This is a genomic window from Bradyrhizobium sp. McL0615, from assembly GCF_049993905.1.
GTDB lineage: Bacteria > Pseudomonadota > Alphaproteobacteria > Rhizobiales > Xanthobacteraceae > Bradyrhizobium.
In genome coordinates this window covers 7,874,351-7,893,638 of sequence record NZ_CP188254.1, presented here as the reverse complement: position 1 = coordinate 7,893,638, position 19,288 = coordinate 7,874,351, and the positions used below count along the sequence as shown (strand labels likewise).

Here is a 19,288-nt window from a genome sequence, read left to right as displayed (position 1 = left end):
GCGGTTCTCCTTGTGCTGGCGGAAGTCATTTCAGGTCTAGTTCGGCAGCCAGTCTGTAGTCGGTGGCCAGCGCCTTCAATTTGTCCCAGGTCGCGTCCTCGACCGCGATACCGTCGCGCCTGCGCTGCTGTTCGCGAATGTGTTCGACCTCGCCGGGATAGAACACGCCAGGCGAGCCTTCGGATGGCGGCGTCGATTTCAGGTATCGCGCGAACTCGCCGACCTCCTTCTCGAAATCCTTCAGCGGGCGGAAGGCGGCGACATTGAACACCGCCATGAAGCATCCGTCATTGTGGCGGCCGGTTGGCTCCACGCCAAACCCCAAGCCCGTGAGCAGGCCGCACAACACTTCGACCATCGCGGCAAGCCCACTTCCCTTGTAGCCCTCGCTGCCGCCGAGCGGCAGCAGCGCGCCGCCCTTGCGATACTGCGTCGGATCGGTGGTGTGCCGTCCCTCGGCGTCGATGATCCAGCCCTGCGGGATCTGTTCGCCGCGCGCGACTGACAGCGCGATCTTGCCGGCCGCGACCGCCGAGGTCGCCATATCCAGATAGAACGGCGCTTCGAGATCCGATGGCACCGCAATCGAGATCGGGTTGGTGCCAAGCCTTGCCTCGCGACCACCGAACGGTGCGACGTGTTTTGGCGAGCGGCCGGAATCAGCGGTGGCGATGCCGATCATGCCCGCCCGCATCGCCATCATCGGATAGGCGGCGAGGCGCCCGACATGGCTCTGGCGGAACACGGTGCAGGCGGCGACGTTCGCGGTCTTCGCCTTCTCGATCGTCAGCACCATCGCCTTGGCGTTGACGTGGAAGCCGAACCCCCAATGGCCGTCGATCACGGTCGTGGTCGGCGATTCCTGGACGATGGTCCATTTGGCGCCGGGCACGATATGGCCGGCCTTGATGCGATCGATATAGGTCGGGATCGCGATCACGCCGTGCGAGTCATGGCCGGCGAGATTGGCATTGACGCAGCCAACCGCGACGGCGTTGGCTTCTTCCTCTGACGCGCCGGCGGCCCTGAGCAGCGCCGCGCCGATGCGTGTGAGACGGTCGGCCTGGACGATCGGCATGGGGCTTTCCTCTACCATTTAACGCCCGCGCGAACGGCGGGTCTTGCTTGTTGCAGGGGCCGTCATGCTGTCAAAGCGGCGGCGGCAGGGCAAGCGTGGAAATATCCTGTTAGCCATGTCGCAGGCACGACCCTCGATGGCTCGAAATTTCATCCTGCAAAATTCGGCGGCCGGTATCCCGGCCCCGCGGTTGCCGCTGGTATGGCTGATAAATCGTGAAATGAACCGTAGTTCTTCGGAGCGATGACGTTAGCCGTTCGTTTGACATTTACTCTGAATCGCAACTCGCAGCCGCCAATAACGAGCATTTAGGCCTGTTGCACGCATAAAATCCGCAAGGGGCAGCCCGGCGCTGCCGGCAGGAGCTTGGGGACGGTGAAGACCGATATTGCGCGGACGTTCGCGGCGTTGAATGCGACCAACGAAGCGATTCTGTACGCCAAATCACCAGAAGAACTGTACACGAAGGTGTGCGAAGCCGCGTTCTCGGTTGGCGACTTCCTGGCCGTGGCGATCTTCCTGCTGGAGCCGGAAACCAACCTCCTGCGCTTCGCCGCCGGTTTTGGCGATGATGTTCCGCGCCTGCGCAGCATCGATATCTCGATCGTGGCCGGTACGCCCGAGGGGTCCGGGGTTTCCGGGCATGCCTTCCGCGACCGGAAAATATGCGTCAGCAATGATTTTCTGAACGACTCGCGCTCGCTGCCCTGGCGCGAGGGAGCCAAGGCCGGCCAAGTGGGCACAGCGGCAGCGCTGCCGCTGATCTGCAATGGCCAGAGTATCGGCGTGCTGCTCGTTTCGCGGCGCGAGGCGCACTCGATCGACGGGCAGATCGTTTCGATGCTGGAGCGCGTGTCGGCAAACGTTTCGTTTGCACTCGACAATTTCGACCATGAGGCCGCGCGCAAGAGCGGCGAGCGCGTGATGCGGCGGTTGAACCGGATGTTCGGCGCCATCAGTGCGACCAACGAAGCCATTCTGCGCGCCAAGACCGAACAGGAACTCTATCAGCGCGTTTGCGATGCCGCGGTACACAGCGGCAAATCCGCAGCTACCGTGGTGCTGCTGGCGGAGCGGGACTCGATCTGGTTGAAGCCGGCCGCCGGGACGGGCGCGATCGTCGAACAGATCATGCGGGCGCCATTCTCGATCGATGCCGGCAACGTGTATGGAACGGGCGTCTGCGGCAGGGCATTCCGAACGCAGCAGCCAGCCGTCAATAACGATATCCTCAACTCGACCCAGGGGCAGCCCTGGCATCAGGCCGCACGCGAAACCGGCGTCACCGCCTGCGTCGCCGTTCCCTTGATCAAGGCCGACGAGAGCATCGGCGTGTTGCTGTTCTTTGTCGGAAGACTGTGGGCGGAGGACGAAGAGATCGTCGCGCTGATGGCGCGGATCGCGGAGAACGTCTCGTTCGCGCTGGATAATTTCGAGCGCGCCGGCGAAAAGGCGAGAGCCGATACCCAGAAGGAACGTCTGGGGCGCATGCTGGCGGCGCTCAGTGCGACCAACGAAGCGATCGTTCGTGCAACGTCGCGGACGGAGCTGTTCGAACTGGTATGCGAAGCTGCCGCGAAGGGCGGACGTTTCAACTCGACCAGCATTCTCCTGGCACGAGCGGACAGCGACTATACCGATATGGTGGCCGTGGCGGGGCCGACGGCCGCCAACATGCGCCGGGTCAAGGTTTCGACCAACGCGGATTATCCGGAAGGACGCGGGCTGTGCGGCAACGCTTTCCGCTCTCGGCAGGCCTGCATTGCCAACAATTTGCGTGCCGATCCCCGCGGGTCGGCGTTCCACCAGTTCATTCACAGCGACGGCGCGATGTCGGGCGCGGCGTTCCCGCTGATGGTTTCCGGCGAGGCGGTCGGCGTGATGTTCTTCATCTCCTCGGAGATCGATACGTTCACGCCCGAATTCGCCGAACTGTTGCAACGGCTCACCGACAACGTGTCGTTCGCGATCGCGACCTTCGATCGGGCCGACGAGAAGGCGAGAACCGAGAATCAGAAAGAGCGCCTGACGCGGATGTTCGCCGCTCTGAGCGCAACCAACGAAGCCATCATGCGGGCCAAATCCCGCGACGAACTGTTTAATATGGTGTGCGAAGCGGCGGCGAACGGCGGCCGGTTCACCTCGGCCACCATTGCGCTGGCCGATTCCGGCAGCGACCTGCTCAGAATCGTGGCCGCCGCAGGCCCCGCGGCCGAGACGACCCGGCACGTCCGGTTGTCGGTGGACGAAGCCCGCCCCGAGGGCCGCGGGCTCAGCGGAACGGCGTTCCGAACCAGACGGCCCTGCATTACCAATGATTATGTGACCGACCAGCGCGTCGCCGCGTTCCAGGGCGTCGTCGGCACCTACGGCGCACAGTCAGGCGCCGCCTTTCCGCTGCTGGTTCGCGGCGAGCCGGTCGGTGTCATGATTTACATGTCGCTCGACAAGGATACTTTCACGCCCGAGTTTTCCGAACTGCTGCAACGATTGGCCGACAACGTGTCATTCGCGCTGGAGAATTTCGACCGGGCCGACGACAAGGTACGGACCGAGATCCAGAAGGAACGCCTGACGCGAATGCTGGCGGCGCTGAGTGCGACCAATGAGGCGATTATCCGCGCGACGTCACGGGCGGAATTGTTCGATCTGGTGTGCGAGGCCGCGGCTGATGGCGGCAAGTTCACGCTGACCTCGATCGCGTTGATGAAACCCGGCAGCGACTACCTCGATGTTGCGGCGGCCGACGGTCCGACCGGGCTCAGCGCGCGCCTGGCCAAGATATCGATCAATGAGGCGCACCCGGAGGGACGTGGGCTGTGCGGCCAGGCGATACGCTCGCGGCGGGCCTGCATCATCAACGATTATCTTGCCGATCCGAGCGCTGAGGCGTTTCACCATCGAGCGCGGCTTGACGGCACAAATTCCGGCGCGTCATTCCCCTTGCTGGTGCAGGGGCAGGTGGTCGGCGCGATGTCGTTCATGTCGCTCGATAAGGACACGTTCACGCCGGAGTTCGCGGAGTTGTTGCAGCGCCTCGTCGACAACGTGTCTTTTGCGCTGGAGAATTTCGACCATGCCGACGACAAGGCAAGGACCGAGGTGCAGAAGGAGCGCCTGACGCGTATGCTGGCGGCCCTGAGCTCGACCAACGAAGCGATCATCCGCGCGAGTTCGCGGGCGGAGCTGTTCGAACTGGTGTGCGAAGCAGCTGCCAAAGGCGGAAAATTTACCTCCACCTCGATCATGCTGATGAAGCCGGATGACGACTTCCTCGATGTCGCCGCCGCCGCCGGTCCAACCGCCGCCAGCGCGCTGGAAGTGCGTGTCTCGGCCAACGTCATGCGGCCCGAGGGACACGGGCTCTCCGGCGGGGCGATCCGTTCCCAACAAGCCTGTATCGTCAACGATTACCTGGCCGACTCCAGCGTTAAAGCGTTCCACGACAGAGCGCGCAGGGATGGCGCCAATTCCGGCGGCGCGTTCCCTCTGTTCGCGCAGGGGCGCGTGGTCGGCGTCATGATTTTCATTTCCCTTGAGAAGGAAACGTTCACGCCCGAGTTTGCCGAGCTGTTGCAGCGGCTGGTCGACAACGTATCCTTCGCGCTGGAGAACTTCGACCGCGTCGATGAAAAGGCCAAGGCGGATGAGCGGATCGAGTATCTGGCGTCGCACGACAGTCTCACGCACCTGCCGAACCGGGAAATGTTCAACGGCTTGCTGCGTCGCGCGATCGATGCCGCCGCGCGATACCAGCGGCAGTTTGCCCTGCTGTTCATCGACCTCGACAGGTTCAAGGTGATCAACGACTCGCTGGGACACGACGCGGGCGATATGCTGCTGGTGGAGATCGGCGGCAGGCTGCGCCGCGCGCTGCGTTCGAGCGACGTCGTGGCACGGCTTGGTGGCGACGAGTTCGTGGTCATTCTGGAGGAGACCGCCGAGCGTCCCGAGGTCGAGCGCATTGCCGGCGAGCTTCTTTCCGTCCTGAGCCAGCCGCTGCAGCTCAGCGGTCACGAATGTCACACTACCGCCTCGATCGGGATCGCGATGTACCCGTCCGACGGCACCGACATGCAGACGCTGACCAAGAACGCCGACATGGCGATGTACCTCGCCAAGGAGGACGGCAAGAACGGCTTCCGCTTCTTCACCAAGGAATTCAAGACGCAGTCGATCGAGCGGCTGAAGCTGGAGAGCGCCTTGCGCCGCGCGCTGGAGCGCGAACAGTTCTCGCTGCACTATCAGCCCAAGATCGACATGGCGAGCGGCCAGATCACCGGTGTCGAGGCGCTGCTGCGCTGGAATCATCCCGATCTCGGCACCGTGTCGCCGGGGCAGTTCATTCCGCTCGCCGAGGAAACCGGGTTGATCGTTCCGATCGGCCGCTGGGTGCTCGAGGAAGCATGCGCGCAGAACATGGCCTGGCAGCGCCGCGGCCTGCGGCCGGTGACGGTGGCGGTCAACCTGTCGCCGCGGCAATTCGCCGATCCGAATCTGTTGCGCGATGTTGACGAGGCGCTGGTGGCAAGCGGCATGTCGCCGGTGCTGCTGCAGCTTGAAGTCACCGAAAGCATGGTGATGCGCAACGTCTCGCGCGCGATCAAGGTGCTGGACGCAATCCAGAGCCGCGGAATCCGGCTTGCGATCGACGATTTCGGAACCGGCTATTCGTCGATGTCGCTGATGAAGCAGTTCCCGATCGACACCATCAAGATCGACCGCTCCTTCGTTCGGGATCTGCCGATCGATTCCGAAGACCAGGCCATCGCGCAGGCGATCATCAGCATGGGCAAGGCGCTTGGCATGACCGTCATTGCGGAGGGCGTCGAGACCGTGGAGCAGGAGGCCTTCCTGCGCAGCCACGCCTGCGACGAGATGCAAGGCTTTCTGTTCTCCAAGCCGTTGCCCGCCAAGCAAATGGCCGATCTGCTTCGCGCCGAAGCGCCGCTCGCCTCGCCGCCATTGCAGCCGGAAGCCGGGTCAGGGCTGAAAGGCGCTGTCGTCTGACGGCTGCGGATGCAGCTCGCGGACCGCCGGATCCGGAATTTCGGCTTTGCTCGGGAAATCGTAGGGCCAGGGCACAATGGTCTGGCCTGCGAAGGCGCCAAGGAAGATGTCCGCGGCGGAGGCATAAGTCGCCCGGTCCGGCAATCCGAGCTCGGCACACCATTTGGCGGGAAGCAACTCGGAGGAGGCGCGCAACTCGATCGCCGGTCCCCACCACCACGCCGGCGCCGGCGAGCGTTCCCCTTCGGGAACGGCACGCCACGTGTTGTATTCGCCGATCATACGTTCAAGTTGCAGTACCGCCGCTGGATGCATTCGATCTCCTGACATTCGATGATATCGGCATCCACGGCCAGCGCAATGCAGGGCGGCAGGTTATTGCCGGCCGTGTTGCCAGTGCGACGTCACATCGGCGCCTGATTTGTTGAGATGAACGTGCTGATCGACGTGGTCCACCCAGGACATCGGAATGAAGTGATGATGCTGCCCGTCAGGCGAACTCTGTTTGGTCAGCTTGATCTTGTCGGTGCCTTCCAGATGGTCGACTTTGCCAACCGTTTTCTTGTCCGACGAGATGACGTCCATATGTTCCCGGATCTCTGAAGCAGAAGCCATGTTTCACATCCCTGATGTGGTTGAGGACATGAAACGCGCCGCCGCCGAAATGGTTGCTAGAGCGTTTTCGAGCGAAGTGGACACCGGTTCGCGTCAAGAAAACGCGTCAAAACAAGAATCTAGAGCCCGGTTCTGATTCAATCAGAACCGCGCCCTAGGTTGCGGAACGAGCATCCGTTGACAGGCCCAGGAGCCGGGCGGCGTTGCCGCCGGCTACCAGCGCCATGTCCTTTTTGCTGACCCCCTTGATCCGGCCGAGCAAGCCGACCGGGTCCGGTTCCGCCATGTCGAACGGATAATCGGTGCCGAGCATGATGTGATCGGCGCCCCAGATCTCGATCAAATGTTTCAGCTCGCGCTCGTCGAACACGACCGTGTCGAAATAGAGCTTTTTCAGATATTCCGATGGCGGCTTCTTGATAGTGACACGGCAGTCCTCGCGATGCGCGAAGGCGTGATCAAAACGTCCCCAATAACCCGGAATGTAGCCGCCACCATGGGCGATGCAGATTTTTAGTTCGGGGAAGCGTTCGAGATAGCCGTCGAAAACCAGGTGGCCTATGCACAGCGCGGAATCCAGCGGATGTCCGACGGTGTTCGGAAAATAATGATCCTCCATGCGGCCGACCAGGCTGGTGCCGAACGGATGCAGGAAGATCATCACGCCGAGCTCCTCGACGCGGGCAAAGAATTTCTCCAGCCCGGCGCGGGTGAGATCGACGCCCCTGACGTTGGTGCAGAGTTCGACGCCACGGAAGCCGAGCTCCTTGACGGTGCGGTCCAGCTCAGCGACGGCCATGCCGGGGTCCTGCAGCGGCACGGTACCCATGCCCATCAGCCGGTCGGGGTGTTTCGCGACCATGCCGGCGATGTGGTTGTTGACTATGCGGCAACTATCGCGCGCCACTTCCGGCGGCGCGGCATAGACGAAATGGCCGGGATAGGGCGAGATTACCTGCACGTCGATGCCGTCGCGGTCCATATCGGCAAGGCGGGTGTCGAGGTCGGTCAGTTTCGGAAAATCGATCTTGCCGCGCTGCGGCTGGATGCTTTTGGTGAGCGCGTTGACATGGGCGTTGGCGTTGGGTGTTTCGCCGCCGCCGGGAATGCCGGTCGCCTTCAGCACCATCGCGTTCGCTTCGGGCACCATGCAGTGGCAATGGATGTCGATGGTTCGCGATGGTTTGGTTTTGCCGGAGCGCTTTGGCGCGCTGCCATGATCGGTCGCGGGGCCGCAGACTTGGCATTGAAACAGCATGAGATGCGCCGTGGGAATAGTTTCGGGAATGGATTGGCGGCTCGGGAGTTATTTCTCTTCCGCCGCCGTCGCCGTCGCCGGGCCTTCGCCAATGATCAGGAGAATGGTCTCCTCGTCCTTGGCGCCGTCCCAATGCACCTGCTTGCCGAAATGGGTGACGAAGCTGCCGGCCGGCATCGGCGTCGTGTTGGCGGGATCGAATTTCGGCCCCGAGCCGACCCACCAAGTGCCCTGCAGCACGACGATGTAGCGATCGTTGGGGTGGAAGTGCGGACGGCTGAAATGATTGCCCTTGGTCCACTTGTTGTAGACCATGTAGAAGCCGGGCTTGGCGAGATCGCCGACCACGACGGCGCTTTGTGCGCCGGCGGCGTTGACCGGGCCCCAGGGAATCTGGTCCGGCAATTTGTAGATGACGGCGGCCGGATTGAGTTCGGCCGCGGAGGAGATGCCCAGCATGCCGGCGAAAACCAGCGGTGTCATGAGGTATCGCCAGGACCGGAATATCGCCTTCATGGTTTTCTCCGTTGCCGTCTCGTGAGCTGGGATGGGCTCATCTCTGTTGCCACGATGCTAGCCGGTCTCGTTCCCGCGGAGCAAGGCGCCGCAGGTGCATACGTGACCGGCGGTTGCCACGCGTACACTGCGCACAACGCAACTGCAGCATGGAAAGCGGACTACGCCGTGCAATGCGATGTCAGAGCGCGGGCCGGCTTGGCGTGAGGCCGTACCTGCATCGGACGCGAGCAACAGCCGTCAAGAAGATACAAGAAAGGGAGAGAACAATGCGTCGTCAAACCTGGCGAAGGTCCGCCATCCCTCAATGGGTTTTGAAGACCTGATCAAAGCCTGCGCTCCAGCCCGTCGCGCGACAATCCCATCGCGATCTGCGCGGTCGCCAATCAGCACGGTTTGCTGCGGCTTCACGCCCGCAGTGGCGATCAGCGACTCAAGACCTCGGGGATGTGGCTTCAGCACTCCGATGCCCTCGTCTCCGGCAAATACGACGTAATTTGCGCTCAAACCCAGCGCCTCGAGCTTTGCTTCCGCCGGATAGTCCGAGAGGATGCCGATGGATTTGCCACTGCGCCGCAAACCCGCAAACAGTTGGGGCAGACCTGGATAACGACAAGCGGCAAGATATTTTAGGGGCCGTCGTTCAACCCACTCGGACACGATAGCGCGCACCCGATCCGGGGAATTGGCTGTCGCCGCAGCTGTCTGCGAGATCAACGCACGTTCGAAATCGATTGCCTCTTCATCGCCCAGCCGCTCTCGAATACGGCGGTACCTGGCGAGCACGGCAACAACGTTCAGGTCCCGTTTCAGAAGCGTATGGAGCAGGATGTCCCGCGCCATTTTTATCCGCAATGGCCGCTGTCGGTAGAGCGTGCCATCCACATCGAACACGACGAGATGCACATTATCCCAGTCCAACGGCATTATTGAACTCGAATAAACTGCTGCGTCGTGAAGACTTCGAGATCAGGAATGTTGGTGAATGTCGTGATCGAAAACAGCGCGACCAACCAGACAACCAAAACGATCAGGCCGCTTTCCCTGAACAATTTCTCCGGTTTCTGTGCGGACGATCCCGGTTGCATCGAAAGCGCAAGGTATTTCGCGAACAGCGCGATGACGATCGGTACCATCAGCACATATTCGATCCGGTACTTGATGAGAAAGATCGCGAGGAAGAAGACAGAACAAAGCGCATAAACCAGGCATGAGACGGCAAGAGACGTCTCCGAGTAACTGACAAAGCTGGCTCGGTAACGTTCCAATAGATCCTTGCCGTGCGACGCCACGATTTCGCGAAACTCTGAAAGCCGCTTCGCCGCCATCAGAAATGCGCCGCCTGCCCAATACGTCAGGATGACCGAGGAGGGCGGCAAAGTCGTCGGATCCACCATGGCCCATCCGATCATCAACCGCAGAGGATTGTTGATGGATTCCGAGATGACGTCGAGATACGCCTTGTCCTTGGTTCGCAGTGGCGGAACGTTGTAGACGACGCCTTGCAGGGCGAAGATGCTCGCAATGACGAACATCAACCGGCTATTCGCAAATGCGCAAGCCAGCCCGACGCTAAGAAGGGCGGCCCATTCGATAAGAACGATGTTTCGATCCAGTTGGTTCTGCACCGCGGATCGCTGGACCTTGGTCGGGTGGAACCTGTCGAAATCCCGGTCGAGCCATTCGTTGATGACGTAGTTGGCCGACGCGACGCATATCGCCGTCATCAGGCCGAGCGCGACGGAAACCTGCAACGAATCCGTGTGAACGCCCCGAAGCATATAGGCGAGCATGATCCCGGGAACGATGAAGATGTGCTTGGTGCTGTGGTCCAGGCGAGCCATGGCCAGGTAGGCCAGGGCGGTGTCCTGCAACTTCACTGCGGCAATGCCGGTGCTCTTATTCATGAGATAACACCACGTGACCCTTGCTCCTTGGCGCGCCCAGCCGTCAGACGTTTGAGGCAGCCCTGACGCAATGCGGAGCGTTCATTGCGACGAGGGTATCAATCGATGGTCGATTTAGATCGCGCGTTAGCCTGGTTGGGATTATCCGATTGTTTTACGGTCGTGTCCGACCAGGCTGATTTTCCTGATGATGAAATTGTCATCCTCAAAGACCGGCTGCAGGCGATCGAGCACGCCACGGAATTTTTCGGCATTCTGGCGCCGCACCGCAAGATACAGGTCACAGGCCCGGCAAATGTCCCGCATCATTCCCAACTTGCTTTCCAGGTGAGCGCCGTCGGGAACGCCGCGGATAACATGCCGCTTCGCATAATAGGTCTGCACCATGCTCATCTCGTTCGTGACGACCATCGCGCCTGCTGGAACCTCGGCCTTGATACGGCGTCCGAAATTTGCAAGTTGCCAGGGCTCCGCTTCAACCCGAACCGTGACGGCAGCCGCGGAAACGCCCAGAAAAAATATCGCGCAGGGCAACGCAAGATTTGTCAGCATCTTGAGATTATCTCGCGACCAGGAGTCCTGCATGGCTGAGACAGCCTCGTCGAGCAGCACATAAATGCACGTCACGCCGATGGCGAGCAGGGGGCTGGCGAGAATCAACTGATACTCGTGGATGATGTAATGCCCCTGCATGATGACCGCCCAACCCAGCCAGAATGTGCAGAGCGGCAGCACGAGCACGGCAAATGAATTGTTGGCGTTGGCCCGGCGGCGGCGAGCCGCGGTTAAGTACAGCGCAAAGATGCCGATGATGCCGAGCGATCCGCAGAACAATTGCGTACGGACGATGTAGGCGTCAAAAAAGTGGAGGGATGAGGAAAATGCGTTAAGGCCATCGACGGCTTCCAGATGGCCTTCCACGGGGTGAATGCGCGTCGACTGAGGCAAATACTGCGTAAGCCCCAGACGAAACGTGAAGATCGACCACAGGTCCGCAAAAAATTCGGGGTCAGACAAGGCAAAGATGGCCAGCGTGCTCGCGCCGGCTGCACCTGCCGCCATCGCCCAACAAAAACATGCCTTCAGGAGCTCCGGGCGGCGATTGAAAGCGTAGGCGAGCACCAGCCCAGGCAGCGCCAGAAACGGCTCCCACGAGGTAAAACAGGCGAGAAAAAAGGCGAACGCACTCAGTCCGAGGTCCCGCAACCTTTCGCGGCCGGCATCAGCACCTTGCAGGTAGCGCAACATAAACAGCAGCGCCACCAAAACGGCCAGCACGCTCAGGTTGGCCGGCAGGAGAAGCAGGCCGTACCGAAGTGTGGCGGGCATGAGCAAGAAAGCGCAGCCGCAAACGATCGCTGCTCTGGGCTTGAAAAACATCGAGGCGATGAGCCACATTACACCTGCGCTCGCGATGGCAACGAGCGCCATAAAGAGGTGCATTGCCCGAATGGAATCCGGAAATGCCTGCACAACCAGACTCAGGACGTAGAAGAAGAGCGGCGGAAAATGCAGATAATTGTCCGGCTGGGACGTTAACGGGTCGAAGTTCTCGATTGGCGCGCCGTGAAGGCCGATGATTCCATGGCTGGCAAAGGCCTCGGCGATTGTCGCGAAGTGGGCACTGGCCCAGGCATGGACGTAGTAGAAGTCCGTGAGACTTAGCGCGAGCCAAATAACGAGCAGGCAGGCCAGAAAGGGCAGTATCCGGGTGACCACGTAGCCGAGCAACTGATCGGTCGTTCGGGATTCTCCGGCATCCGCTTTCGTGCTGACCGAGACTTCTGTCACCGCAACCTCGCTTTTCAAGCGCCACCCCAATTAACCAAAAGCAACATCAAGCGTCGGAAGCTCATGCCTGTTGACCGCCGGCTCATCGTCGCGGTGGTGTCGCTATTTGTTGGATATAACGGGTAAAACTCGGTTACCCCGACAACAGGACCGTCAAAATGGTGCGCCCAGCGGCATATAAAACGCATCAGCGTTAAACGGAACTTAAGATTGAATACCTGGCTTGGCTGTGCGGCCGAGCCAGGCTGACATGAAGCGAGCCGCGCCCCCGCGCCTTGCAGGCCGAGCGTCTTCTCCGTTCCGTAGGTCGTTATCGTCCTGGCGGTTGTGCCATGGAATCGTTTCGATTCACTGGGGAAGGTCGCCGGGCCTTCTCCCACGATCGGCAGAATGGCGTGCTCATCCCTGGCGCCATCCCAATGCACCTGATCGGCCGGCATCGGCGCGCGTCGATGCATTCGCGATCCGCGGCAGCGGAAAGCGACATGTCGCACAACGCAGCTGCAGCATGAAAAAACTGGATTTACGCGGCGCGTCGCGGTGATTAGGTTTCCGCCCAACCAAAAGCAGCCATGGGAGGGCTACGTTCATGAAGCGTTTGTCGATACTTGCCGCCGGTCTGTTGATCGGCGCCGCCGCCGTTCAATTTTCGAGCGGGGCGTCGGGCCAAAGCGATGGCTGGATAACGCTGCTCGACGGCACCAAGATGGGTGACTGGACCGAGGTCGGCAAAGCCAATTGGGCGATGAAGGACGGCGCGCTGGTGGCCGACAAGCTCGACGACGCCAAGGTTCTGTCCTACCTCGTCAGCAAGGATTCCTACAAGGATTTCCAGATCAAGGCGGAGTTCTGGACCGACGAGGAGGCCAATAGCGGCATCTTCATCCGCTGCGACGTCAGGGACAAGATCGATTCCAAGATCTGCTACGAGGTCAACATCTTCGACAAGCGGCCGGACCCGAGCTACGGCACCGGCGCGATCGTCGACGTCGCCAAGGTTGATCCGATGCCGAAAGCGGCAGGCAAATGGAATACGTTCGATATCACCGCGCAAGGCTCGCATCTCGTCGTCGTGCTCAACGGCCAGAAGACGGCCGATGTCCAGGACAGCAAGCACAATGCCGGAGGGCCATTCGCGCTTCAGTACGGCTCCGGCGTGGTCAAGTTCCGCAAGGTGCAGATCAAGCCGCTATAGACCCGTTGAGGGATCGCCCGCGCAGCTCCGCCTGACCCACGAACCGGCTCACCCGCCTTCAGCGGGCGGGCCTACTTGTGCCACTCTCACGCGGCGTGCGTGCCATTCCGGTGCCCGACGCAAGGCCCTGGCGCGCGCACGGTCAGCCAATATCAGACGAAGAAAATTGACGCGTTGTGGAGGCAGTTCCACGGCCGTGCAAATCTGTCACACATGCCGGGATTTTGCGGACGTTCCCCCTGTGTTCGCGAGAGTTCATGATCGCAGGCGTGCCAGAGGGATAGGCTCCGCTTCGGGTCAGGGACTACTGGTGAATGCTTTCTTGGGTGGTTTTCTTGGGGAGAGCCGACATGCCAGCCTATATCCATCAGCACGACGATATCGAACCGGCCTTCGTCATCTGTCCGAGCTGCGTCGGAATTCCAATGTTTGTGCGCGACGTCGAGCCGCATTGGAGCATGGCGAAGATCGACTTCACGTATGAATGCGCCGACTGCGGCGCCGAAGTTCGCCAGACCGTGGTGAAGCCGGAAGTACGGCATTAGCGGGAATCGTAGCTTCGTAGGGTGGGCAAGCTAAGCGTGCCCACCGTCTCGACAGCTGTACGCTGATGGTGGGCACGCTGCGCTTTGCCCACCCTACGAACCCAAATCAAACCTGCCGCACCACACCCGGCTTGCCCGGATCGCATTCCAGCGCGTCGCGATCCCACTTCGCGGCGTTCGCCGCGGCCTCATAGGTGCTTTGCAGGAAATCGAGCAGCGCCTTGTCGGGATCGGCAGCCGTGCGCACGGCATCGTAGGGCAGGATGAACTCGCCGAGCGCTTCGCTGAACAACGCCGCGTCGGGGCGCACCTTCGCCGCGCGGAAGCCCGATGGCTCGGGATAGGCATAGGAATAGAACGCGGGATAATCGATCGCGCCACCGCCTGGCCAGAAGCCGGCGCTGCTGACTTCGTGTGAATAGGCCTCATGGGCGACCGCATCGGGCAAATGCGGCACGCCGCCCGGGTGACGCGGCGCGCGACGGCCCGAGAAGCGCGTTACCGCGAGATCGAAGCTGCCCCAGAAGAAATGCACCGGGCTGGCCTTGCCGAGGAAGCCGGTGCGGAATTGCCTGAAGACGCGGTCGGCATTGACGAGGATTTGCAGGAAGCGCCTGACGGCGTCGGCATCGTAGGAAGCGTGCGTGGTGTCCTCGGAGAATTTTATCGGATCGGGCAGCTCGTTCGGTGTCTCGTCGATGGCAACGGCAATGCCGAGTTCACTGAGCGCGGCAAGCGTGGCGGCGTAGAAGCTTGCGACGGAATGGTCTCCCAGCGCGAAGTGCCGCTGCGTGCCGTCGCTGGTCGAGATTCGTAACCGATGATCGATGAGATCGAAATCGATCTGGAAGGTCCGCGCGCCGTCGGGCACCGGCGATGTCGTCAATCCTCGCGGCGTGACATAAAGCGCCACATGCCAGGAATGATTGAGCCATGGCGACTTGGCGAGCCGGATCTTGCCGACGATCTGGGTCCAGAGCTGCAGCGTCGCACAGGTGTCACGCCACGACGCGGTCGACAATTCCGGCCACGGGTTTTGCGAATCGTTGCTCACGTCAGACCCCTGCGCGTGCCGCCCCTGTAGGCGGAAGGCGTACCACGAATTCACGAGGTCTCTAGAAACCAGGCCTCACGATTTCGTGCATTCCGGGCAGCGCCGCGCTCCGCGCGAGGCGCGGAACAGGCTCTTGCACCACCACCGCCGCGCCATCGCCTGCAGCGGCCGCCGTGCCAGTTGAGCGATAAACAGAATTTCGACCATGCCTGATCCATCGTCCCCTGAACGATAGATAGGGCGGCAATCTCTGCGGAGAATGCCGCCCTTGTCGCATCAGCCATGCAGTTTATTGGCCGTTTCCGCGATCACCCGTCCTTGATAGCGCGCCCCGGCGAGTTCATTTTCGCTCGGCTGGCGGCTGCCGTCGCCGCCGGTGATCGTGGTCGCGCCGTAGGGCGAACCGCCGGTGACTTCGTCGAGCTTCATCTGGCCGGCAAAGCCGTAGTTCAGGCCGACGATGGTCATGCCGAAATGCAGCAGGTTGGTGATGATCGAAAACAGCGTGGTTTCCTGTCCGCCGTGCTGGGTCGCCGATGACGTAAACGCGCCGCCGACCTTGCCGTGCAGCGCGCCCTTGGCCCAGAGGCCGCCTGCCTGGTCGAGGAAGTTCGCCATCTGCGATGCCATCCGGCCAAAGCGGGTGCCGGTGCCGACGACGATGGCATCGTAGTTGGCGAGGTCTTCGATTTTGGCGACCGGGGCGGCCTGATCGAGTTTGTAATACGAAGCTTTGGCGACCGCTTCGGGCACCAGCTCCGGCACACGCTTGACGTCGACGGTCGCGCCCGCGTCGCGCGCGCCCTGGGCGACGGCATTCGCCATCGCCTCGATGTGACCGTAGGCGGAATAATAGAGCACGAGTACTTTGGCCATGATGGTTTTCCTTTGGGTTTGAAAGTGCGTGTTGTTTTTGAGGTGTCATTGCCGGGCTTGACCCGGCAATCCATCGCCTTGGAAAGAGTCTTGCGAAGAGGATGGATGGCCGGGTCAAGCCCGGCCATGACGGTTCGGAAGTTGAGGCTTACGCCGCGTCGACCAGCACCAGCTCGGAATCTTCCAGCGCGGTGATCGTCAGCTTCGCCTCGTTGCGGATCGCGGCGCCGTCGCGGGCGTTGACGCGCACGCCGTTGACTTCGACGCTGCCGGCCGCCGGCACCAGATAGAGGTGACGCGCCTTGTGCGGTTCGTATTCAGCGCTCTCGCCGGCCTTCAGCGTGGTGGCGAGCACCCGTGCATCGGCTCGGATCGGCAGCGCATCCTGGTCGCCTTCAATGCCGCTGGCGATGGTGACGAGCTTGCCCGAGCGATCCGACTTCGGAAACGGCTTTGCGCCCCAGGTCGGCTGACCGCCCTTCGTCGTCGGCTCGATCCAGATCTGGAAGATCTTGGTCTTCGAAGGCTCCAGATTGTACTCGGAGTGACGAATGCCGCTGCCAGCGCTCATCACCTGCACGTCGCCGGCCTCGGTTCGGCCCTTGTTGCCGAGCGAGTCCTGGTGCGTGATCGCGCCTTCACGGACATAGGTGATGATTTCCATGTTGGCGTGGGGATGGGCGGGAAACCCGGTGTTCGGCGCGATCTCGTCATCGTTCCACACCCGCAAGGAGCCGTGGCCCATATTGTCGGGATCGTAGTGGCTGCCGAACGAGAAGTGGTGCTTCGCCTTCAGCCAGCCGTGGTCGGCGCCGCCGAGTTTTGCAAAAGGTCTGAGTTCGATCATGGGATATTCCTTTGTTGAGTTTTCGCGATGTCCCGGGCGCGGTGGCGCCCGGCCTTGTGTCTGGTGGTTGGTTAGGCGCCGAAGCCGCCATCGACGTTGAGCACCGTGCCGGTCACGAACGAGGCCTCAGGACTTGCGAGGAACAGCACGCCGGCTGCAATCTCTTCCGCGGTGCCAAAACGCTGCAGCGCGTGTTGTTTGCGTTGGGCGTCGGCGAATTCGCGGTCGTCGTCCGGGTTCATGTCGGTGTTGATCGATCCCGGCTGCAGCACGTTGACCGTGATGCCGCGCGGTCCGAGGTCGCGCGATGCGCCCTTGGAATAGCCGACGATTGCAGCCTTGGTGGCGGCATAGTCGGCAAGGCCGGGAAACGAAGCGCGGGTGGCAATGCCGGAGCCGATCGTGACGATGCGGCCGCCGTTACCCATCAGCTTCGACGCGGTGCGAATCGCTGATATCACGCCGTGCACGTTGATCTCCTCTTGGCGGGCGAGCGCCGCAATGTCGGTATTGACGTCATCGATCGGGCCGCCGACGGCCACGCCGGCATTGTTGACGAGGATGTCGAGCCGTCCAAAATCCTTGGCGACATTCTTCACCAGTTGATCGACATCGACAGCGGAGGCCTGGTCGGCCTTGTAGGCGCGGGCATTGACGCCCTTGGCCTTCAGTTCGGCGACGACGGCCTCGGCCTTGTCCGGGGAGGCGACATAACTGATCGCGACGTTGGCGCCTTCTGCTGCGAGGGCGCGGGCAGAGGCCGCGCCGATGCCGCGCGAACCGCCGGTGACGAGGGCTACCTTGCCTGAGAGCTTCTTGGTCATTGGATTTCTCCGTTGCTTGAATTCCGATGGTCGTTGGATATGCCGTCCGGTGTGGTATAGAAATAGAAACTATTGAAACTCATTGTTTCCAAAAACACGCCATGGAGGCGATCCGAATGGCAAAGCTCCCGGATTTCGAGGCGCTCGCGATTTTCGCAAAAGTCGTGGAGTTACGGTCGTTTGCATCGGCCGCGACCGAACTGGCGCTGTCCAAGGCCACGGTGTCCAAGGCCGTCAGCCGGCTGGAGCAGCGGCTCGGCGCGCGGCTGTTCAACCGCACCTCGCGGCGGCTGGCGCTGACCGATGCCGGGCAAAAGCTCGCCGAGCGCGCGACGCAGTTATTGGCCGATGGCGAGGCGGCGGAAAACGAGGCGCTGTCGCAATCGATGGCGCCGCGCGGGCTGGTGCGGCTCGCGGTGCCGATGACGTTCGGCGTGAAGGCCGTTGCGCCGATCTTGCCGGAATTTCTCGCCGCCTTCCCGGAGGTCTCGATCGATCTTCATCTGAGCGACGCGACCGTCGACCTGATCGGCGAGGGCTTTGATGCCGGCCTGCGCATCGCGCGGCTGCCGGACTCCTCGCTGATCGCGCGGCGGCTCTGTGCGATGCCGCGCTACACCGTGGCCGCGCCTTCCTATCTGAAGCGCCATGGCAGGCCGACGCATCCGATGCATCTCGCCGAGCACAAATGCTTCGGCTACGCCTATCTCTCGACACCCGGTGTCTGGCACTACACCAACGCGTCCGGCGAGCAGGCCAGCGTCCGCCCCGCAGGCCAGCTCCGCGTCAACAATGGCGAGGCGCTGTTGCCATCGGTCATCGCCGGCCTCGGCATCGCCGACCTGCCGGACTTCATCGTCGGCGACGCCATCGCATCAGGCGAAGTCGAAGTGATCCTGAAAGGCTGGCACCAGCCGGAAGGCGCCGTGCATCTTGTAACTCCACCGGGCGGCCCGCGGCCGGCACGCGTGGAGGTGCTGGCGAATTTTCTCGCCAAGCATTTCGCGAAAGCGAAGAAGCGGAAGTAGTGGCGATTTCGCGTTCACCCTGCCCCGGAGGGGGCGGTTTTGCTACCGCCAAACTATTTACGTAGCGTTGAGGGTGGTGTTGTAGTCGATCATGGTGGTCCTCAAGTTAAACCAGGTCGCCAAGCGAACGCCCAAGTAGAGTGCGTACTTCTGAACCCGGCCGACATTGAGGACCGTCATGGCTTCGAAGAAAATTCGGTCGGCATCGTCGCGCGTCGGAGCTTCAGGATGGGGATTGTTGCCCGCGATTAGGCAGCACAAGCAGTCATGAATGACGCCCGCGCGGCTGTAGCTCGCCCAAACTGGTAGGATAGACCACAGTGGTCGAGGAATGGATGGACCGTCGGTGACGAAGCCCTTCCAAACGACGATGACGCGACCGGAGCCGCGGCCTCCGACCTCATAGATGAGGGGCTCTGCCAAGCGCCATCGGCGCCAGCTGTACCTATCGTTACCGGAGAGATGCGTAATGGTCAGTTCGCTCGTGAATGCACCCACAGCTCTTCCTCCCCTTCGTCGATTAAGCGATCCCGTCAGTTGATGATGCGAGGACGCTAAGGGGGATGAACTCGTCAGACTGTGATGGGCGTCACTAAGCTCCAAGCTTGACTGCGATGACTGATCCGCGGCGCTCGCTGTGAGCCGATACACGAGCGAGCTTCGCTCGTCTCGGGCCCTCAGAAGGGTAGAGAGCCTGGCTATCGCATCGCCGTCGGCTTCCGGCTAGGCTGCGTTCCAACAACC

At 61.6% G+C, this 19,288-nt stretch carries 19 protein-coding genes; 4 read left to right on the top strand and 15 right to left on the bottom strand.

What is annotated here, in order from left to right:
• Positions 1–25: 25 nt before the first annotated feature.
• Positions 26–1,078, bottom strand: coding sequence for an Ldh family oxidoreductase (locus tag ACPPVP_RS38025; RefSeq protein WP_426528660.1), 1,053 nt, complete (start codon positions 1,076–1,078; stop codon positions 26–28).
• Between the two features lie 375 nt (positions 1,079–1,453).
• Here ACPPVP_RS38025 and ACPPVP_RS38020 point away from each other — a divergent pair, with 375 nt between their 5' ends.
• Complete coding sequence (locus tag ACPPVP_RS38020) at positions 1,454–6,088, top strand: sensor domain-containing phosphodiesterase (protein WP_426528659.1); 4,635 nt, start codon at positions 1,454–1,456, stop codon at positions 6,086–6,088.
• On the opposite strand, the gene ACPPVP_RS38015 is transcribed toward ACPPVP_RS38020, so the two are convergent.
• From ACPPVP_RS38015 to ACPPVP_RS37980, 8 genes are all read right to left on the bottom strand, one after another.
• On the bottom strand, positions 6,062–6,403 hold the full coding sequence (locus ACPPVP_RS38015) for a hypothetical protein (protein WP_426528658.1): 342 nt from the start codon (positions 6,401–6,403) through the stop codon (positions 6,062–6,064). The two genes, ACPPVP_RS38020 and ACPPVP_RS38015, sit on opposite strands and share 27 nt — an antisense overlap.
• A 60-nt stretch (positions 6,404–6,463) precedes the next feature.
• On the bottom strand, positions 6,464–6,703 hold the full coding sequence (locus ACPPVP_RS38010) for a DUF2171 domain-containing protein (RefSeq protein WP_426528657.1): 240 nt from the start codon (positions 6,701–6,703) through the stop codon (positions 6,464–6,466).
• Positions 6,704–6,857: 154 nt separating this feature from the next.
• On the bottom strand, positions 6,858–7,961 hold the full coding sequence (locus tag ACPPVP_RS38005; protein ID WP_426528656.1) for an amidohydrolase family protein: 1,104 nt from the start codon (positions 7,959–7,961) through the stop codon (positions 6,858–6,860).
• Between the two features lie 48 nt (positions 7,962–8,009).
• The gene (locus tag ACPPVP_RS38000; RefSeq protein WP_426528655.1) at positions 8,010–8,477 is read right to left on the bottom strand and encodes a cupin domain-containing protein; all 468 of its coding nucleotides are present in this window, start codon (positions 8,475–8,477) and stop codon (positions 8,010–8,012) included.
• A gap of 240 nt (positions 8,478–8,717) precedes the next feature.
• Positions 8,718–9,404, bottom strand: coding sequence for an HAD family hydrolase (locus ACPPVP_RS37995; RefSeq protein ID WP_426528654.1), 687 nt, complete (start codon positions 9,402–9,404; stop codon positions 8,718–8,720).
• Positions 9,404–10,384 (bottom strand): UbiA family prenyltransferase, encoded by a 981-nt coding sequence (locus ACPPVP_RS37990; RefSeq protein WP_426528653.1) that lies wholly within the window; start codon positions 10,382–10,384, stop codon positions 9,404–9,406. The genes ACPPVP_RS37995 and ACPPVP_RS37990 overlap by 1 nt, the downstream gene beginning before the upstream one ends.
• Positions 10,385–10,525: 141 nt before the next feature.
• Positions 10,526–12,193 (bottom strand): glycosyltransferase family 39 protein, encoded by a 1,668-nt coding sequence (locus ACPPVP_RS37985; RefSeq protein ID WP_426528652.1) that lies wholly within the window; start codon positions 12,191–12,193, stop codon positions 10,526–10,528.
• Entirely contained in the window at positions 12,190–12,615 is a 426-nt protein-coding gene (locus ACPPVP_RS37980; RefSeq protein WP_426528651.1) for a hypothetical protein, read from the bottom strand. Before ACPPVP_RS37980 ends, ACPPVP_RS37985 begins: the two co-directional genes overlap by 4 nt.
• 149 nt (positions 12,616–12,764) lie before the next feature.
• Here ACPPVP_RS37980 and ACPPVP_RS37975 point away from each other — a divergent pair, with 149 nt between their 5' ends.
• Entirely contained in the window at positions 12,765–13,370 is a 606-nt protein-coding gene (locus ACPPVP_RS37975) for a 3-keto-disaccharide hydrolase (protein ID WP_426528650.1), read from the top strand.
• A gap of 350 nt (positions 13,371–13,720) precedes the next feature.
• Complete coding sequence (locus ACPPVP_RS37970; protein WP_426528649.1) at positions 13,721–13,915, top strand: hypothetical protein; 195 nt, start codon at positions 13,721–13,723, stop codon at positions 13,913–13,915.
• Positions 13,916–14,021: 106 nt separating this feature from the next.
• On the opposite strand, the gene ACPPVP_RS37965 is transcribed toward ACPPVP_RS37970, so the two are convergent.
• From ACPPVP_RS37965 to ACPPVP_RS37945, 5 genes are all read right to left on the bottom strand, one after another.
• The gene (locus tag ACPPVP_RS37965; RefSeq protein WP_426528648.1) at positions 14,022–14,969 is read right to left on the bottom strand and encodes a DUF5996 family protein; all 948 of its coding nucleotides are present in this window, start codon (positions 14,967–14,969) and stop codon (positions 14,022–14,024) included.
• 75 nt (positions 14,970–15,044) lie between these two features.
• Positions 15,045–15,176, bottom strand: a complete 132-nt coding sequence (locus ACPPVP_RS37960; RefSeq protein ID WP_426528647.1) for a hypothetical protein — start codon at positions 15,174–15,176, stop codon at positions 15,045–15,047.
• 69 nt (positions 15,177–15,245) lie between these two features.
• Entirely contained in the window at positions 15,246–15,845 is a 600-nt protein-coding gene (gene wrbA, locus ACPPVP_RS37955; RefSeq protein ID WP_426528646.1) for an NAD(P)H:quinone oxidoreductase, read from the bottom strand.
• A gap of 148 nt (positions 15,846–15,993) precedes the next feature.
• On the bottom strand, positions 15,994–16,692 hold the full coding sequence (locus ACPPVP_RS37950) for a pirin family protein (RefSeq protein ID WP_426528645.1): 699 nt from the start codon (positions 16,690–16,692) through the stop codon (positions 15,994–15,996).
• 71 nt (positions 16,693–16,763) lie between these two features.
• Positions 16,764–17,516, bottom strand: a complete 753-nt coding sequence (locus tag ACPPVP_RS37945; protein WP_426528644.1) for an SDR family NAD(P)-dependent oxidoreductase — start codon at positions 17,514–17,516, stop codon at positions 16,764–16,766.
• A gap of 116 nt (positions 17,517–17,632) precedes the next feature.
• Here ACPPVP_RS37945 and ACPPVP_RS37940 point away from each other — a divergent pair, with 116 nt between their 5' ends.
• Positions 17,633–18,544 (top strand): LysR family transcriptional regulator, encoded by a 912-nt coding sequence (locus ACPPVP_RS37940; protein WP_426528643.1) that lies wholly within the window; start codon positions 17,633–17,635, stop codon positions 18,542–18,544.
• 57 nt (positions 18,545–18,601) lie between these two features.
• Here the strand turns inward: ACPPVP_RS37940 and ACPPVP_RS37935 are convergent, their stop codons facing one another.
• A complete protein-coding gene (locus ACPPVP_RS37935; RefSeq protein WP_426528642.1) occupies positions 18,602–19,042 on the bottom strand; it encodes a DUF1353 domain-containing protein in 441 nt (146 codons plus the stop codon).
• Positions 19,043–19,288: the final 246 nt, after the last annotated feature.

Coding starts and splice junctions, on each gene's coding strand:
- ACPPVP_RS38025 (WP_426528660.1), bottom strand. CDS start 1,078: ATGCCGATCGTCCAGGCCGACCGTCTCACACGCATCGGCGCGGCGCTG.
- ACPPVP_RS38015 (WP_426528658.1), bottom strand. CDS start 6,403: ATGCATCCAGCGGCGGTACTGCAACTTGAACGTATGATCGGCGAATAC.
- ACPPVP_RS38010 (WP_426528657.1), bottom strand. CDS start 6,703: ATGGCTTCTGCTTCAGAGATCCGGGAACATATGGACGTCATCTCGTCG.
- ACPPVP_RS38005 (WP_426528656.1), bottom strand. CDS start 7,961: ATGCTGTTTCAATGCCAAGTCTGCGGCCCCGCGACCGATCATGGCAGC.
- ACPPVP_RS38000 (WP_426528655.1), bottom strand. CDS start 8,477: ATGAAGGCGATATTCCGGTCCTGGCGATACCTCATGACACCGCTGGTT.
- ACPPVP_RS37995 (WP_426528654.1), bottom strand. CDS start 9,404: ATGCCGTTGGACTGGGATAATGTGCATCTCGTCGTGTTCGATGTGGAT.
- ACPPVP_RS37990 (WP_426528653.1), bottom strand. CDS start 10,384: ATGAATAAGAGCACCGGCATTGCCGCAGTGAAGTTGCAGGACACCGCC.
- ACPPVP_RS37980 (WP_426528651.1), bottom strand. CDS start 12,615: ATGCCGGCCGATCAGGTGCATTGGGATGGCGCCAGGGATGAGCACGCC.
- ACPPVP_RS37975 (WP_426528650.1), top strand. CDS start 12,765: ATGAAGCGTTTGTCGATACTTGCCGCCGGTCTGTTGATCGGCGCCGCC.
- ACPPVP_RS37970 (WP_426528649.1), top strand. CDS start 13,721: ATGCCAGCCTATATCCATCAGCACGACGATATCGAACCGGCCTTCGTC.
- ACPPVP_RS37960 (WP_426528647.1), bottom strand. CDS start 15,176: ATGGTCGAAATTCTGTTTATCGCTCAACTGGCACGGCGGCCGCTGCAG.
- wrbA (WP_426528646.1), bottom strand. CDS start 15,845: ATGGCCAAAGTACTCGTGCTCTATTATTCCGCCTACGGTCACATCGAG.
- ACPPVP_RS37950 (WP_426528645.1), bottom strand. CDS start 16,692: ATGATCGAACTCAGACCTTTTGCAAAACTCGGCGGCGCCGACCACGGC.
- ACPPVP_RS37945 (WP_426528644.1), bottom strand. CDS start 17,516: ATGACCAAGAAGCTCTCAGGCAAGGTAGCCCTCGTCACCGGCGGTTCG.
- ACPPVP_RS37940 (WP_426528643.1), top strand. CDS start 17,633: ATGGCAAAGCTCCCGGATTTCGAGGCGCTCGCGATTTTCGCAAAAGTC.